Source organism: Exiguobacterium sp. s129 (assembly GCF_018617585.1).
Lineage (GTDB): Bacteria > Bacillota > Bacilli > Exiguobacteriales > Exiguobacteriaceae > Exiguobacterium > Exiguobacterium aestuarii_A.
Window position 1 is genome coordinate 43,082 of the sequence record NZ_JACSKL010000008.1, and the last position, 15,232, is coordinate 58,313.

A 15,232-nucleotide genomic window follows, 5' to 3' on the forward strand; every position below is an offset into this window, starting at 1 on the left:
GCACCCTACATGAATAAGATGTTGACCGACTGGGTAGCATCCATGGTGAATCGACTTGTTGAATCTGGCGTGACCGACGTGGTCATCAGTCCGGGTTCTCGTTCGACCCCACTCGCGATAGCGGCTTATTTACACCCGCAAATCCGCCATCACATCATCGTCGATGAGCGCTCCGCTGCATTTTATGCTCTCGGATTGACTCGATCGACGGACATTATCCGTCCTGTCGCACTCATTTGCACGAGCGGTACGGCTGCGACAAATTACTACTCGGCGGTGACGGAGGCATTCATTTCGCAATTGCCGCTCATCGTCTTGACGACCGATCGACCACATGAACTTCGGAACGTCGGGGCACCACAAGCGATCAATCAAGTCCGATTATACGGTGAACAAGTAAAGACGAGTCTCGACTTACCTGTACCTGAAGAAGCAACGCTGCCGTTCATGCAGCAGACAGTCACTCGCTTCACGAATCTTGCCATGCAGTCACCCATGGGACCCGTTCACTTGAATGTCCCGTTCCGAGAACCGCTACTCCCAGACCTTGAACAGTTGAAGCTGATGCTGAGAGGTGAACCCGCTATACCGGAAAGACAGCGTGTTCGCCCGACAAACATCGATCGGGAAATCTTTTTGGAACGTACGAGTCAAAAGCAACTCGCATTCGTTGTCGGCCCTTACACACCGATATCATGGCAAAAAGCCATTTACAAATCAGCGACCGAGCATAATATCCCGATCTTTGCGGATCCACTCAGCGGCATGCGTCGTTTCGACGGTGTCTTGACGAACTACGACACGTGGCTCGCAAGTGAACACAAAGCCGACTGGTTACCGGATGTGTTCATTCGATTCGGTGCCGCTCCCGTTTCAAAACGACTCAATCAGTGGATGACTGCGACGGAACTAGTTGTGATTGAAGAGCCGGGCTCTTATCGTGACCCAAGTAGCCGTGCAACCATCTGTTACGGAGACGCACTCGACTTTTTACCACTGATTGAATCAACAAATGATCCACGTTACGTTGAACGACTACGTTTCTTCGAGGATGTCACGGAAGTGGCGAAGCCTTCACTTCAGGGAGAAGCTGAATTGACGAAACGATTACTCGATACGTCCATCGAACGTCTCTTCGTCAGTAACAGTATGCCGATTCGTGATGTCGATACGACATTATCCGCCGGAAAGAGCGTGCAAGTTCTTGCAAACCGGGGGGCCAACGGGATTGACGGTGTTCTTTCGAGCGCACTCGGGAGCTGTTTTGACACGTCGCATGCCGCTCTACTGATTGGTGATTTGGCATTCTACCATGATAGCAATGCCCTACAACTGTTAAAACATCATCCTGGGAAGTTTTCAGTCGTGATTTCGAATAATAATGGTGGAGGGATTTTCTCCTTTTTACCGCAAGCTTCCGTCGATACCCAACTTTTCGAAGATTTGTTTGGGACACCGCTTAATTTGAACATTCGTGGGTTTGCCGAGACTTACGGGTTGTCCTATCGTCTGATTGAGCAACCACAGGAGATTCAAGAAGCGATTGAAGACGGCATTCATTTGATTGAGTTCCCATCGGATCGGGAGCAAAACGTGACGACTCACCGAGGATGGACGCAGTCTGTCTGCGCTCGTCTCGTCACGGAGAATGAGGCATGATCGTCGAGTTGCGAGGTGTCGACTATGAAGTATGCATTCGAGGAGAAGGAAAACCAGTATTATTTTTACACGGGTTCACGGGAAATGCTCAATGGGTCGATTCATTCCCTAGCTTACCGGTTCGACTCGTGTCACCTTCATTATTGCAACATGGCGCAACGGAACGCCCTCCCGTCACTCGTTCGACGATGAGTCAACAAGTGAAGGATCTTTCACGCCTACTCGATTTAGACGATCGTCCTTGGACAGTCGTCGGTTATTCACTCGGCGGTCGAATCGGATTGACACTCGCCGCGTGCGACAAACGCGTCGAACATGTCATCGGGGTCAGCACGACACCCGGTCTCCGATCTTCTAAAGAACGGACAGCACGTCGACGTCAAGACGAAGAACTTGCCCGATTCATCGAAACCGAAGGACTCTCCGCATTCGTCAAGCGATGGGAGAACCTTCCACTTTGGCGACAAACTGAAGAGATGAAACAATCACTTAGGAAGGACCGACTCGCACAACATCCGACTGCTCTTGCGAACAGTTTGCGCGCCATCGGTACAGGTCATATGCCTTCGCTCTGGGGTGCATTGCACCGCCTTCCCCACGTCGATTTGATTGTCGGGGCAGAAGATTCTAAGTTCAAAGCGATTGCACGAGACATGCAGAAAGAACGGTCTGATATTAAAATCTATGAAATTTCAGATGCGGGGCATGCTCCTCATATCGAGAATGCACCAGAGTTTGGTACAATAATAAAGAAATTGATTTTAGGGGGTATTTAAAATGGAATCAGTAGCGAACTGGACATCGGTCCGTACGTATGAAGACATTAAATATGAAACATGGAATGGGATTGCTAAAATCACCATCAACCGTCCAGAGGTACGCAACGCGTTCCGTCCGTTGACGGTCAATGAATTGATTGATGCATTCGCACGCGCACGCGACGATAAAGAAGTCGGCGTCATCATCTTGACGGGTGAAGGCGAAAAGGCATTCTGTTCAGGTGGAGACCAAAAAGTTCGTGGGCATGGCGGATACGTCGGGGAAGATGAAATCCCGCGCTTGAACGTCCTCGACCTTCAACGCCTCATTCGCGTCATTCCAAAACCGGTCATTGCCATGGTCGCAGGTTTTGCAATCGGCGGAGGACATGTCCTTCACGTCGTATGTGACTTAACAATCGCAGCGGACAACGCTCGCTTCGGACAAACAGGTCCTAAAGTTGGTTCGTTCGATGCAGGATATGGTTCTGGTTACTTAGCACGCATTATCGGTCATAAGAAAGCTCGTGAAATCTGGTACCTTTGCCGCCAGTACGATGCACAAGAAGCACTCGAAATGGGACTCGTCAACACAGTCGTCCCTCTCGATCAACTTGAAGCAGAAACAGTCAAGTGGTGCCAAGAAATCTTACAGCACTCACCGACTGCACTTCGCTTCTTGAAAGCAGCAATGAACGCGGACACAGACGGTCTTGCTGGACTTCAGCAACTCGCTGGAGACGCAACGCTTCTCTACTACACAACCGATGAAGCGAAAGAAGGACGCGATGCGTTCAAAGAAAAACGTGACCCTGACTTCGGTCAATTCCCACGTTTCCCTTAATTTTGTTGAGAGAGTAGCGATTCCGCTACTCTTTTTTTGGAGGTTACAGACATGTATGAATGGATTGAACAACATCCGGCATCACAGATCGCACTCGTGACACGCGAGGAAAGACTGACGTGGGAAGCGTTACGTACCGAGAGCCTGCAACTTGCCCAATACATCCATGAACAGACACCCACTGCCGAAAAGATTGGCATATTCGCTAAAAACAGCAAAGACTATATCATCACCGTCCATGCGGTGCATCTGCTCGGCAAAGTACTCGTTCCAATCAACACACGCTTGACCGAAGAGGAAGTACGCACTCAGTTAAACAAAGTAAGAGTTGATTTGCTTCTCGTCGATGACGAGATCGATTTGCCGGTCACACAACGTTTCGTGACACGTCGGGCGCGATCATGTTTCACGGTGACACATGAGTGGAAAGAAAATGACACGATGTCTCTCATGTTTACGTCTGGTACGACGGGGCGGGCCAAGGCTGTACAACAGACGTATGGAAATCATCTCGCAAGCGCACGTGCTGCCGAAGCGCATCTAAACTATCGTCCATCTGACCGAATGCTTACGGTGACGCCACTCTTCCATATGAGTGGACTTTCTCAAGTGTATCGGAGTGCAATCATCGGTTCGACGCTTTATGTTGAGCCACGTTTTGATGTCGACCGCACCCTTTATTTAATTGAAACTGAAGGCATTACTCAGTTGTCACTCGTCTCTATCATGCTTCAGCGACTGCTGGATGCCGGGCTAGAAAAACACAGTCTTCGCACCTTGCTCGTCGGAGGTGGGCCTGTCCCTCGTCCGTTACTAGAAGAAGCAGAGCGACGACAGTTACCGGTCGCTCAAACATATGGGATGACCGAAACGTGTTCTCAAGTCGCCACGCTACTTCCAAGCGAAGCGCTCTCACATATCGGTTCGAGCGGGAGATCCATCGCACCGACCGTAATCCGAATCAGTCAGGACGGGGAGATTGAGGTAAAAGGACCAACTGTGACGAGTGGGTACTTCGAACAACCCGAATCAGACGCCTGGACACCAGACGGTTACTGGAAAACGGGTGATCTCGGAACGATGAAAGACGGGTATTTATATGTACACGATCGCCGAAGCGACCTCATTATTTCTGGTGGTGAAAACGTATACCCTGCTGAAATCGAGGCTGCGATGTTACGATGTGCCGGTGTCCGAGATGTTGGGGTTACGAAACAAGCACACCCGACCTGGGGAGAAGTCCCGCTCGCCTTCGTCGTCGGATCATATGACCCGACGGAGATGCAGGCAATCCTCGATTCCCAGTTAGCCAAGTATAAACATCCGCTTGCGATTCATCACGTAGAGGACCTACCTCGAAACGCGAACGGAAAATTAATGCGTCATCGCTTAAAGGAGCTACTGCCATGATCAAACGTGCTGACCTTTCGATTGTCCCTTTAACATTTAAACACCCCATCGTAACGGCGCACGCCGTCTTGTCGGTGAGACGAACACTCATCCTTCGACTTGAAACCGTAGATGGTGTCGTTGGATATGGCGAAGGTGTCGCCTTTGAGGCACCTTGGTACACGGAAGAAACGACCCAGTCCATGATTGATACATCAAAATTGATTCTTCATCTATTAAAGGGCATGACGGTCACGACGGACGTGTTTCCGACCCTCGTCTCATCGATAATCGGTCAACGAATGGCGAAAGCGATGTGGGAAAGTGCATTATGGGAGATTGAAGCAGCACGCGCGAACATGTCACTTAAGTCGTATATGAAGGCCGGGGATACCGTCTCCTGCGGTAGAACGATCGGGATTGGGCTACTCCATCAGACGATGAACTCGATTGAAGCGGCGCTAGCCGATGGTTTCGAGCGAATCAAATTGAAAGCCTCCCCTAATGAATTACTCCCGGCACTACGCGAAATCCGAGCCGTCTTTCCAGATGCGCCGCTCATGATCGACTTAAACGGAAGCGCGTCCGATCAACCGATAGAATGGTTCGAACAAATCGACGCCCATCGGTTATTGATGATTGAACAACCGTATCCGAGCCGCCAGTTCGCCAAATCGGCGACTCTTCAACAAAAACTCAAGACACCGATCTGCCTCGATGAGTCGATTACGTCTTACGACGATGTAGAGACGATGACGCAACTCGGCGCGGGTAAAATCGTCAATATTAAGCCGGCACGTGTCGGTGGTTTCAGTGAGGCGTTACACATTCGGAAACACGGAACGCCGTACTGGGTCGGTGGAATGTATGAATCAGGGATCGGAAGGTATCATACCCTATTATTCGCTTCGCTCAGCGGCGCGAGCTTTCCGGCGGACATGTCTGGGACGAGCGCTTACTTCGAGCAAGATTTGCTCGATACACCGCTTGAGGTCGAGAATGGGAAATTGACGCTTCCGGACTCAGTACAACCAGACTGGGATGTGATTGAACAGCTGAGAGAAACAAATATCTCGCTAGCTTAGGCGTTTTTTAAAGGAGTCATTATGAAGAAAATCGGAATGTTAGGCGGAATGAGTTGGGAGTCCTCACTCGAGTATTACCGAATGATGAACGAAGAAGTGAAAACGATATTAGGTGGGACACATTCTGCCAACTGTCTGTTGTACTCGTTTGATTTCCAACAGATTGAACGATTACAGCACGAAGGAAAATGGGATGAATTGACGCGTATCATGGTAGAAGAGGCTATGAACCTTAAAAAGGCAGGAGCCAATCTCATTGTGATTTGTACGAACACGATGCATCTTGTAGCGCCTTCCATTGAAGCCGCCACTTCCCTGCCCGTCTTGCATATCGCAGATGTCACGGGACATGCCATCAAACAGGAAAATCTAAAAAAAGTGGCGCTTCTCGGTACACGATTCACAATGGAAAGTTCATTCTACCGCGACTTGCTGAAAGAGTGGTATGAAATCGAACTAATGATTCCAAATGAAGAAGATCGCCAATGCATACACGACATCATTTATGATGAGCTGATTTTCGGAATCATAACAGAAGCAAGTCGTCTCGCTTATACGCGCATCATTGAATCGCTGCAAGCCGATGGAGCAGAAGGTGTCATTCTCGGATGTACGGAAATCCCCCTGTTGATTCAGCAACAACATGTGTCCATCCCACTCTTTGATACAACGTATCTTCACGCGACAGCAGCCGTGCGCAAAGCTCTCGAAAAATGAATACAGAAAAGGTGCGGTTCACGAGAACCACACCTTCTTTACATTAACGGAACGATCCCGTTAACACTTCATATCCATCTTCTGTGACGATGACTGTATGTTCGAACTGTGAGACGAGGCTCTTATTCGGTGTGAAGAGTGTCCATCCGTCTTCTTCTGACTGATAGACGATTTCGTCTTTCGTCGAGATGAATGTTTCGACCGCAATCACTTGCCCAGCTTTTAAGAGCTGATTCTCTTCGCGGCTGTAGTAGTTTGAAATCGTCTCCGGCTCTCCGTGTAACGTCCGACCGAGTCCGTGTCCGGCCAAGTTACGGATGACCGTGAATCCATTCTTTCTCGCGTCCGAATAAATGGCTTTCCCGATTTGGTTGACTTTCACGCCCGCTTTGACTTTGCTGAGACCGGCTTCGAGCGACGTCAACGACACTTCGACCAATCGTTCATGTTGAGGTGATTTTGCTTCCCCAGCAATGACCGTACGACCTGTATCGGCATAATAGCCATCCTTCACAGCCGAGACGTCAACGTTGACGATATCGCCTTCTTGAATGACTTCCTCTCCAGGAATCCCGTGGGCGGCGACGTCATTGAGTGAGATACACGTGTACCCTGGGAATTCATACATCGTAATCGGTGCAGAAGCCGCACCCTCTTCTTCTAAAATACGTTGCCCAATCGCATCCAATTCTTTTGTCGTCATGCCCGGTTTGACGGCTTTCGCCATCTCATCTCGTGCAAGTGCGACGATTCGACCGATTTCGCGTAACGCATCGTAATCATAATCTAACATCATAACTCTTCCTTTCAGTCTAATAATCGATTCTGGTACAAATATTCTTCGGATATGTCGGCGAACAAGAACATGCCGTCGGGTAACGGATAGCTGAACGTACGCGTCACTTCGTTTGAACTGAAATCACGATAGTCTCCTGATAAATAACCACGTCCTCGAACGTCCATGGCCGCCATCGTTTGAATGAAATATGGACGGAAACTCCAGTTGTAACCCCGATACGTATTATCGACACGCCATTCTCCGTTCACACAGTAGACGTTTGCACTCGTCTGAAACCCTGTCTTATCCGTCAAATAGTAACGGACAAACACTTCCTCGAGCTTCGGTGCGATGTATTGAATCCACTCGTCTTTCTTATCTCTCGACCATTTACCGGATTGAACGAGTTCTCCGATTCGACGATGTAACTCAAACTCAAGTTCGTATAAACGATTCAATCGCTTCTGGTCATGTAAAAAGAAAGAAGGCACTTCTTGTGCCAAGACACCCATTCCTTTGATTTCTCGTTGTGGAATCTCGTCTTCTAACCCAAGCAAACCACCCATGTAATAGCGACCGCCGTGTTGCCAAGCATAACGAAGCTGTCCGATATGGTTGATTGATTTGTACAGAAGCGGTGCCCCGAGCTTCGATGCGATATATTCCATCGTTTGAAGCATGTTCGGATACGTGACCGACAACGTCTTTTTCTCAATCATCGTACCGAGGTCGACAAGCAACAATTCTGGAGCAAGTGTCATAATGTCCTCGATACTCGTCGACTCTGCGAAGTCTAGTGCGATTTTCAGCCCGTACGACCGATAGTACTGAATGACACGCGATAGGCGAGGAACATCAACCAGATCCGTCCCTTGAAGCGTCACATAAATACGATGTAACGGGAAATTCAATTCGCGCAGAGGAGCTAAAAAAGCTTCTCCCCCTTCTTCAAGAATCCATTCCGATCGACATCTGAATGTGACGAATGGCTTGGCGTCTCGAAGTTGTGCTGCTGCCAATTGCTCCATCCGTTGGGCGATGTCTAACTGATACTCGAGCGGAACGTCATCATCATAAAAAAATGGTGTCAACGATTCGCCTCGGAATCGCCCATGTACCATATAGCCTTCCACTTGAAACGTTGCCGCTCCAAGGATTGGTTCATACGTCACCATCACTTCTTCAGGATGGACCATCACTTCTACCGCATCCATAACTCATCACCTCTTCGTTAAATGCGAAAACGAGCTACAATCAGCTCGTTCGCGTGTGTACATACATATAGGCACCGAAACAAGCAATAAAATAGGCGATACTCATTACGCCATATGCAATGCCCATCTTTCCGCCTACTCCAATGGCTAACACTAAAAAAATCATCGCTCCAAACAACAATGTCGCCACGGGGATATAACGAAAGTTAGGACGGTCTGTCTTTGACACGATTGGTTTGAGTGCGAGCACACAACCAAATAGCACAAGGAGACCGAAACTTAATTCCACCATCCGTTGACACCTCATCCTTCTATCTCTACTCAACTAGTGTAGCACGACACAATAAAAAAAGCCGCAAATCCACTTAAGGAAATGCGGCATTTCACGATGATTAGTCACGCGGACGGCGTGGGCCACGGTCATCCGAGCGACGACGATCGTCACCACGGTATGATCCTTTACGGTCTCCACTGCGTCCATCACGACGTTCGCCACCGCGTCCACCACGACGATCGCCACCACGGCCACCGCCACGACGGTCGTTACGACCACGGTATCCACCGCGATCGCCACCACGGCCACCTTGACGTTTGACACGAACTGGTTCAGCGTACGAGATTTCAACAGGTGTTGAATCTGGCTCTTTCGTCAATCCACGAAGGGCTGCAGCGAGAATTTCAACTGCTTCATACTCTTCAAGAAGTTCAGTCGCAAGTTGCGTGTACGCTTTGAAGTCGCCCGCTTGAACGCGTTCGATCAACTCTTCAGCTGCTTGCTTTTGGTTTCCTTCAAGTACTTCCGCGATTGTCGGTACGTGACGACGGTTCATGCGTTTGTTCGTTACACGTTCGATTGCTTTTACTTGTCCAAACTCACGTGGTGTGATGAATGTGAGGGCAGTACCTGTTTTACCAGCGCGACCTGTACGACCGATACGGTGTACGTAGCTCTCTGGGTCTTGTGGTACATCGAAGTTGTAAACGTGCGTGACACCTGAAATATCAAGTCCACGTGCAGCAACGTCAGTCGCTACTAAGATATCGATCGTTCCGTTTTTGAAACGACGAATCACTTGGTCACGTTTTGATTGCGTCAAGTCTCCGTGAAGACCATCTGCTGTATATCCGCGCTTGATAAGTGCTTCTGTCACTTCATCAACACGTTTCTTCGTACGAGCGAAGATGATGCTGAGTTCTGGTGAGTCGATGTCGATCAAACGGCAAAGCGTATCGAATTTTTGACCTTCGCGCAATTCGATGAACTGTTGGTTGATGTTCTCAACTGTCATTTCTTTCGCTTTGACTTTGATGATTGTCGGCGACTTCATGAAACGCTCTGCAATCTTTTTGATTTGTGGTGGCATCGTCGCTGAGAAAAGAAGCGTTTGGCGCTCTTCAGGAAGACCTGCCAAAATCGTTTCGATATCTTCAACGAAGCCCATGTTAAGCATTTCGTCTGCTTCATCCAAGATGACTGTTTGAATGTCATCAAGTTTGATTGTTTTACGTTTCATGTGGTCCATGAGACGTCCTGGTGTCGCAACGACGATTTGCGGGTTCTTTTTCAAACCACGGATTTGACGGTCGATTTGCTGACCACCGTAAACGGGAAGTGCGTATACGCGCTTTGTTTCTCCGATTTTGTTTAATTCTTCTGCAACTTGAATCGCAAGTTCACGTGTCGGTGCAAGAACGAGTGCTTGGACTTGACGTGCCTTTGAATCGATTCGCTCAATTGTCGGAATACCGAAAGCTGCTGTTTTCCCTGTACCTGTTTGTGCTTGTCCTAATACGTCCACTCCTGTGAGTGCGACAGGAATTGTCTCAGCTTGGATCGGTGTAGCTTCCTCGAAGCCCATTTTGTGTACACCTTTTACTAACGCTTCACTTAATTGTAAATCTTGGAATTTTGTCAAATTATATTCTCCTTTGTTCATACAAAAAACGTCTGAGTTCAGTTTGACAGATCTACAGACGTTTTCTCAATGTTTCCTCATAGTCAACTTTATTAACTATAACGTATTTATTCCTAAAATGAAAGAAATACATTTTCAAACTTTTTCATGTCATCCGAACATGAGTTATCTTATTTCAATTTGTAGCCGTTGTCGAGCTTTTCAACTTGCTTTTCTTTTAGTAGTTTTCCGAGCGCCCGTTTAAACGCGGCTTTGCTCATCCCGAACTCACGGTCGATGACGTCAGGAGCCGTCTTGTCACCGTACGGCATTTGGCCACCACGTTCCTCGATGTATGAGAGGACGCTCGCCGCATCGCCATCAATCGCCTCATAGGCACGTGGTTTCATGGAAACAAGAACCGTTCCATCTTGTTTCACTTGGGTCACTCGAACCGTCAATTGTTCACCGAGACGTGGCCAACGTGTCATTTCTGCTTCGTGTAAGAAACCGAGTGATTCTCCTTCGACCCACACGTTGACGCCAACTTCACGTTTATTGACGACAGTCGCTTGAACATCTTGGTTGTTCCATTCTTCTTTCGATGGACGTGCCAACAAGTTCAAGTATGCGTAAGGTGCCGGATCCCCAAGCAAACGTCCTTTTTGGTCATATTTCAAACGAATACACAATTGATCTCCCGCTTGCGGCCAATATGACCGGTTCTCTGGTAAGTCGTCCATCGAGACGAGAACATCTTTTTGAATCCCGATATTGACGAAGACACCTGTGTTATATCGAACGCCAGTCACTTCACACCATTCATACTCATCGAAAGAGACCGTCGGAATCGTCATCGTTGATGCGAGACGCCCTTCTGAGTCATGATATAAAAAGACACGAACCGTTTGACCGACCGTCACTTCTTCCGTCTGTTCTTTTCGATGAAGGAGTACCTCTTCGCGACCGTTACTAATGAATACTCCAAAATCAGCAGAACGTTCCGCGACCAAGTCTACTACTTCTCCTGCGCGCAATGCCATTACACCCACATCCTTTTCTAATCTATTACTGTCAGTATACCTATCTACACACGTTCCTAATCATATCATGTTCACTTTCAACATTTTGAATAAATGTGACGAATTTGTGAACGTGAAGTGAAAAGGGAAACCCGTCACAAGAAATGGAAGGAAGATGATTTATTAAAATTTTGTGACAATTTTGTGAACGTCTTTTTTTCTTCTAGTATCCTATTTTTGAAAACGTTATTATATAGGAAGTGTCCAGTATAGATAAGGTTTCATTTAGGATTGATCGGGGGATAATAAATGTTTGATATACAGTCTCGTTCGTTTGCAAAACGTTTTACAAAAGGGCTACTCGTCGCCTTTTTCGCATTACTCGCATCACTCAGCTTCATTTTTTCAAACGGTGTGGATACAAACGTATCGTCATCATCGACTTATATGACTCAAGAGTAAACGTCTTCCTTGCTACTGGAGGCGTTTTTTCTTTGCCAAACGCAAACAGGAATTTCCTACAAAAGGTCGAATACGATTAAAAGACCTTGCCTTTTTCTTTACTACCACATAAGAAAAGGAGACTCCGCTATGATTTTCTATTTTCTTACGACCATCTTATCGACTGCAGGCCTCGCTTTTTTGTTCCAGTCCGAACTGTATAAAGATCCGATTGGGACTTTTCTATTTGCTGTTTTAATTGCGATGGGACTGTCTTCTTTCAAACAACTCTTTATGCAAGCGAGCGAGTTCTTTGTGGAAAGACGGAACCAGAAACGAATCAAACGCGTCGTGGCCAGAATGCATTCGACGACACGGAAACGCTCTACATAACGCTCGTCTTCCCTCTCCACATTTGGTATTCTATGAAGGAACAGACAACGTACATTGGATTTATAATCGCAGGAGGCACACAATCGTATGAATGAAATTCCGTTATCGAATGAATGGCTACTTCGTTATTCACCTGTCATGGAGCTTTGGTTAAAGGAAGATGGAATCTTACTTGTCGATAACGACAATCGCATCCGCCTCACCCTTGAAATCGGGAACGACCAAGCCATGCAAATTAAAAGTATTGAACAAGACGGCGCTTATTTCGTCGTCGATCCTGTGAATAAACGCATTACGTTCGAGCTTGAGGAAGAGGAAGAAGAGAGCGATTCTCGCTTTTGGGAATAAGGATTCATGCCGAAGGGTCGGATTCTCGTCAAGAGAAGAAGACTCTTTCTTGTTGTCATTATGAGAGGAGAAAATAAAATGATTCGAACAGCTGTATGGTTTTTCTCATTTTTTGCGGTGTTACCGATCACCGTCCCATTTTTACAGAAGGCGAAAAAAATCGATCCACCAAAGCGTTATCGCTATGTACAAGACATCGCTTATAAATGGGCACAATTCTTGTTGAAAATTGCCGGTGCCGACATTCGGGTCCATGGACAGGATCACATTCCGGATGAACCGGTCGTCTACGTATCAAACCACCAAGGAAACTTTGACGTTCCCATCATGTTGACGGCCACGAAACGACCAAAGGCATTCATTTCGAAAATTGAAGTACAGAAATTCCCGATTATCCCGCGTTGGATGGAATTGATGGGCTGTATTTTTATCGATCGAAGCGATCGTCGTCAATCAATTAAAGCGATTCGCTCAGGCGTCGAGACAATCCAATCCGGTCAGTCAATGATCGTCTTCCCAGAAGGAACACGCTCAAAAGGCGGTCCTATGAAAGAATTTAAAGCTGGGAGTTTGACACTCGCGACGTCAAGCGGTGCGAAGATTGTTCCGGTTGCCATTCAAGGGAGCTACAAACTGTTAGAAGCTAAAAATCGAATCACTCCGGCAACGGTCGACGTCACTTTCTTACCCGCGATCGATCCGGCTGACTTACCGAATAAGGAAATCGCTGCAACGGTCGAAGCAGCCATTCGTCAACAGATTGAAGGAGAGAACGCATGAGTTTATTAATGATTGAGGGCATTCATAAAGAGTTTGCCGACAAAGTCTTATTTGACGATGTGACAATGACGATTCATCCAGGAGACCGTATCGGAATCATCGGAGTGAACGGTTCTGGAAAGTCGACATTCATGAAAATCATCGCTGGTGCCGAGACGGCAGACAAGGGAACGATGCAACATCCGAACGATTATCGCATCCGCTATCTGACTCAGACGGTCCAGTTCGATGAAGGTCAAACGATTCTTGACGCCTTGTTCACAAGCGATACACCGTCCGTTCAAGCACTGAAACAATTCGAACGTGCCCGCCAAGCGCTCGAAGCGGATCCAACGAGTGAGCAATTACTCGAACGTTTCATGAAAGCTCAGCAGGCTGTCGATGCCGCAGACGCTTGGGAAACGGAAGCAAAACTGAAGTCGATCTTGAACCGTCTTGGTCTTCCTGACGTGTCCGTCGATGTGAACGCCTTGTCAGGTGGACAACAAAAGCGTGTCGCTCTCGCCGCAGCGTTACTCGACGAAGCAGACTTACTGCTCTTAGATGAGCCGACGAACGAACTTGATGCCGACACGATCGCATGGCTCGAGACAATGCTTGCGGATTATCGGGGAGCCATCCTTCTCATCACCCACGATCGTTATTTCTTAAATCGTGTCACAAACCACATCTTAGAGATTGCAGACGGGACGAGTTATTTCTATAACGGGAACTATGAGCTGTTCCTTGAGAAGCGGGCCGAACGAAAAGCACGGGCACAATCAATGGAACAGAAACGGCAAAATATTTTACGTCGTGAACTCGCTTGGTTACGTCGAGGTGCAAAAGCACGAACAACGAAACAAAAAGCACGCATCCAGCGCGTCGAAGACTTAAAGCACCAAGAGAGCTTAGCTGAAGAGGAATCACTCGACGTTTCTGTCGGGTCTCGCCGACTCGGTAAAAAGGTCATCGAGGTCGAGGACTTGTCCTTTGGATACGACGATTCTCTCCTCATACAGCAGTTCAATTGGATTTTCGGACGCCGTGAACGCTACGGCATTGTTGGACCGAACGGGAGCGGGAAATCAACACTTATGAACCTGCTCGCCAAGCGTTTGGAACCGACAAACGGTACCATCGTGCACGGGGAAACGGTCCATCTCGGCTATTACGGTCAACAAGTCGAGTTTGAAGACGAATCACGACGCGTGATAGACGAAATCGAGCGGATTGCGAAAGTGATTTATACGCCGGACGGCGAGACAATCACGGCCGGTCAAATGCTCGAACGCTTCCTCTTTTCACCGGACGCGCAATATAAACCGATTGCGAAGTTATCCGGTGGAGAAAAACGACGCCTTGTCCTCCTGCGGATTCTCATGGACGAACCGAACGTCTTGTTCCTCGATGAGCCGACGAACGATTTGGATACGGAAACGTTATCCGTGTTAGAAGACTATTTAGAATCGTTCCCTGGCACCGTCATCGCCGTCAGCCACGATCGTTATTTCCTAGACCGTGTTGCCGGACAGTTGATCGCATTTGAAGACGGTACAATCCAGGTGTATCACGCAGAATACAGTGACTACTTGGCGATGCGCCAAGAAGAGGTTCGTCAAGTGAAGAAAGAGAAAGAACCAAAAGAGAAAAAAGAACGAGCGAAGTCGGAAGTCGTGAAATTCACCTTCAAAGAACAGAAGGAATGGGACACGATTGAAGAAGACATCGCCGCGCTTGAAGAACAGATTGAAGCACAAGAAGCGACGCTTGCGACCGCGGGCAGCGACCTCGGAAAAGTGAATGAATTGTACGCAACAATCGCCGAACTGAAAGAATCACTTGATGCCAAGATGGAACGGTGGACATACTTGTCTGAAATCGATGAACAGATACAAGCACAGAAAAAGGGCTGATTCCACATGAGGTA

16 protein-coding genes are annotated in these 15,232 nt (G+C 47.9%); 11 read left to right on the top strand and 5 right to left on the bottom strand.

From position 1 onward, the window contains the following. Positions 1-9 precede the first annotated feature (9 nt). From menD to KNO92_RS10245, 6 genes are read left to right on the top strand one after another with little or no spacing between them, the layout of a single operon-like run. The gene (gene menD, locus KNO92_RS10220) at positions 10-1,659 is read left to right on the top strand and encodes a 2-succinyl-5-enolpyruvyl-6-hydroxy-3-cyclohexene-1-carboxylic-acid synthase (RefSeq protein WP_214696366.1); all 1,650 of its coding nucleotides are present in this window, start codon (positions 10-12) and stop codon (positions 1,657-1,659) included. Continuing rightward, on the top strand, positions 1,656-2,435 hold the full coding sequence (locus KNO92_RS10225) for an alpha/beta fold hydrolase (protein ID WP_214761155.1): 780 nt from the start codon (positions 1,656-1,658) through the stop codon (positions 2,433-2,435). The genes menD and KNO92_RS10225 overlap by 4 nt, the downstream gene beginning before the upstream one ends. A gap of 1 nt (position 2,436) precedes the next feature. Next, positions 2,437-3,261: a 1,4-dihydroxy-2-naphthoyl-CoA synthase gene (gene menB / locus KNO92_RS10230; protein WP_214696369.1), complete on the top strand. Its 825-nt coding sequence runs from the start codon at positions 2,437-2,439 to the stop codon at positions 3,259-3,261. A gap of 51 nt (positions 3,262-3,312) precedes the next feature. Next, complete coding sequence (gene menE, locus KNO92_RS10235; RefSeq protein ID WP_214761157.1) at positions 3,313-4,671, top strand: o-succinylbenzoate--CoA ligase; 1,359 nt, start codon at positions 3,313-3,315, stop codon at positions 4,669-4,671. Continuing rightward, positions 4,668-5,735: an o-succinylbenzoate synthase gene (gene menC / locus KNO92_RS10240; RefSeq protein ID WP_214761160.1), complete on the top strand. Its 1,068-nt coding sequence runs from the start codon at positions 4,668-4,670 to the stop codon at positions 5,733-5,735. Before menE ends, menC begins: the two co-directional genes overlap by 4 nt. 21 nt (positions 5,736-5,756) lie before the next feature. After that, the gene (locus KNO92_RS10245; RefSeq protein WP_214761162.1) at positions 5,757-6,452 is read left to right on the top strand and encodes an aspartate/glutamate racemase family protein; all 696 of its coding nucleotides are present in this window, start codon (positions 5,757-5,759) and stop codon (positions 6,450-6,452) included. A 43-nt stretch (positions 6,453-6,495) separates the two neighbouring features. Here the strand turns inward: KNO92_RS10245 and map are convergent, their stop codons facing one another. The 5 genes from map to KNO92_RS10270 all read right to left on the bottom strand — a co-directional run bounded on the left by map (position 6,496) and on the right by KNO92_RS10270 (position 11,382). Continuing rightward, positions 6,496-7,245: a type I methionyl aminopeptidase gene (gene map / locus KNO92_RS10250; RefSeq protein WP_214696377.1), complete on the bottom strand. Its 750-nt coding sequence runs from the start codon at positions 7,243-7,245 to the stop codon at positions 6,496-6,498. A gap of 14 nt (positions 7,246-7,259) precedes the next feature. Beyond that, positions 7,260-8,444 carry an EAL-associated domain-containing protein gene (locus KNO92_RS10255; RefSeq protein WP_214696379.1) on the bottom strand — a complete coding sequence of 395 codons (1,185 nt, stop codon included), beginning with the start codon at positions 8,442-8,444 and terminating at the stop codon, positions 7,260-7,262. A gap of 40 nt (positions 8,445-8,484) precedes the next feature. Beyond that, complete coding sequence (locus KNO92_RS10260; RefSeq protein ID WP_214696381.1) at positions 8,485-8,736, bottom strand: hypothetical protein; 252 nt, start codon at positions 8,734-8,736, stop codon at positions 8,485-8,487. 100 nt (positions 8,737-8,836) lie between these two features. Continuing rightward, complete coding sequence (gene cshA, locus KNO92_RS10265; RefSeq protein WP_214696383.1) at positions 8,837-10,360, bottom strand: degradosome RNA helicase CshA; 1,524 nt, start codon at positions 10,358-10,360, stop codon at positions 8,837-8,839. A gap of 170 nt (positions 10,361-10,530) precedes the next feature. Then, positions 10,531-11,382 carry a CvfB family protein gene (locus KNO92_RS10270; RefSeq protein ID WP_074033070.1) on the bottom strand — a complete coding sequence of 284 codons (852 nt, stop codon included), beginning with the start codon at positions 11,380-11,382 and terminating at the stop codon, positions 10,531-10,533. A 288-nt stretch (positions 11,383-11,670) separates the two neighbouring features. Between KNO92_RS10270 and KNO92_RS10275 the strand changes: the two genes are divergently transcribed. From KNO92_RS10275 to KNO92_RS10295, 5 genes are all read left to right on the top strand, one after another. Then, entirely contained in the window at positions 11,671-11,823 is a 153-nt protein-coding gene (locus KNO92_RS10275) for a hypothetical protein (RefSeq protein WP_015880844.1), read from the top strand. Positions 11,824-11,952: 129 nt separating this feature from the next. Further along, a complete protein-coding gene (locus KNO92_RS10280; protein ID WP_074033069.1) occupies positions 11,953-12,195 on the top strand; it encodes a hypothetical protein in 243 nt (80 codons plus the stop codon). 87 nt (positions 12,196-12,282) lie between these two features. Further along, complete coding sequence (locus KNO92_RS10285; RefSeq protein WP_214761164.1) at positions 12,283-12,543, top strand: hypothetical protein; 261 nt, start codon at positions 12,283-12,285, stop codon at positions 12,541-12,543. 78 nt (positions 12,544-12,621) lie between these two features. After that, entirely contained in the window at positions 12,622-13,323 is a 702-nt protein-coding gene (locus tag KNO92_RS10290; protein ID WP_214696387.1) for a lysophospholipid acyltransferase family protein, read from the top strand. Further along, a complete protein-coding gene (locus tag KNO92_RS10295) occupies positions 13,320-15,218 on the top strand; it encodes an ABC-F family ATP-binding cassette domain-containing protein (protein ID WP_214761166.1) in 1,899 nt (632 codons plus the stop codon). The genes KNO92_RS10290 and KNO92_RS10295 overlap by 4 nt, the downstream gene beginning before the upstream one ends. Positions 15,219-15,232 lie beyond the last annotated feature (14 nt).

What these genes read in the sequence shown, in the direction of transcription:
- KNO92_RS10275 (WP_015880844.1), top strand. Translation starts at nt 11,671, where the DNA reads ATGTTTGATATACAGTCTCGTTCGTTTGCAAAACGTTTTACAAAAGGG.
- KNO92_RS10225 (WP_214761155.1), top strand. Translation starts at nt 1,656, where the DNA reads ATGATCGTCGAGTTGCGAGGTGTCGACTATGAAGTATGCATTCGAGGA.
- map (WP_214696377.1), bottom strand. Translation starts at nt 7,245, where the DNA reads ATGTTAGATTATGATTACGATGCGTTACGCGAAATCGGTCGAATCGTC.
- KNO92_RS10285 (WP_214761164.1), top strand. Translation starts at nt 12,283, where the DNA reads ATGAATGAAATTCCGTTATCGAATGAATGGCTACTTCGTTATTCACCT.
- KNO92_RS10260 (WP_214696381.1), bottom strand. Translation starts at nt 8,736, where the DNA reads ATGGTGGAATTAAGTTTCGGTCTCCTTGTGCTATTTGGTTGTGTGCTC.
- KNO92_RS10270 (WP_074033070.1), bottom strand. Translation starts at nt 11,382, where the DNA reads ATGGCATTGCGCGCAGGAGAAGTAGTAGACTTGGTCGCGGAACGTTCT.
- menD (WP_214696366.1), top strand. Translation starts at nt 10, where the DNA reads ATGAATAAGATGTTGACCGACTGGGTAGCATCCATGGTGAATCGACTT.
- menC (WP_214761160.1), top strand. Translation starts at nt 4,668, where the DNA reads ATGATCAAACGTGCTGACCTTTCGATTGTCCCTTTAACATTTAAACAC.
- menB (WP_214696369.1), top strand. Translation starts at nt 2,437, where the DNA reads ATGGAATCAGTAGCGAACTGGACATCGGTCCGTACGTATGAAGACATT.
- KNO92_RS10280 (WP_074033069.1), top strand. Translation starts at nt 11,953, where the DNA reads ATGATTTTCTATTTTCTTACGACCATCTTATCGACTGCAGGCCTCGCT.
- menE (WP_214761157.1), top strand. Translation starts at nt 3,313, where the DNA reads ATGTATGAATGGATTGAACAACATCCGGCATCACAGATCGCACTCGTG.
- KNO92_RS10255 (WP_214696379.1), bottom strand. Translation starts at nt 8,444, where the DNA reads ATGGATGCGGTAGAAGTGATGGTCCATCCTGAAGAAGTGATGGTGACG.
- KNO92_RS10295 (WP_214761166.1), top strand. Translation starts at nt 13,320, where the DNA reads ATGAGTTTATTAATGATTGAGGGCATTCATAAAGAGTTTGCCGACAAA.
- KNO92_RS10290 (WP_214696387.1), top strand. Translation starts at nt 12,622, where the DNA reads ATGATTCGAACAGCTGTATGGTTTTTCTCATTTTTTGCGGTGTTACCG.
- KNO92_RS10245 (WP_214761162.1), top strand. Translation starts at nt 5,757, where the DNA reads ATGAAGAAAATCGGAATGTTAGGCGGAATGAGTTGGGAGTCCTCACTC.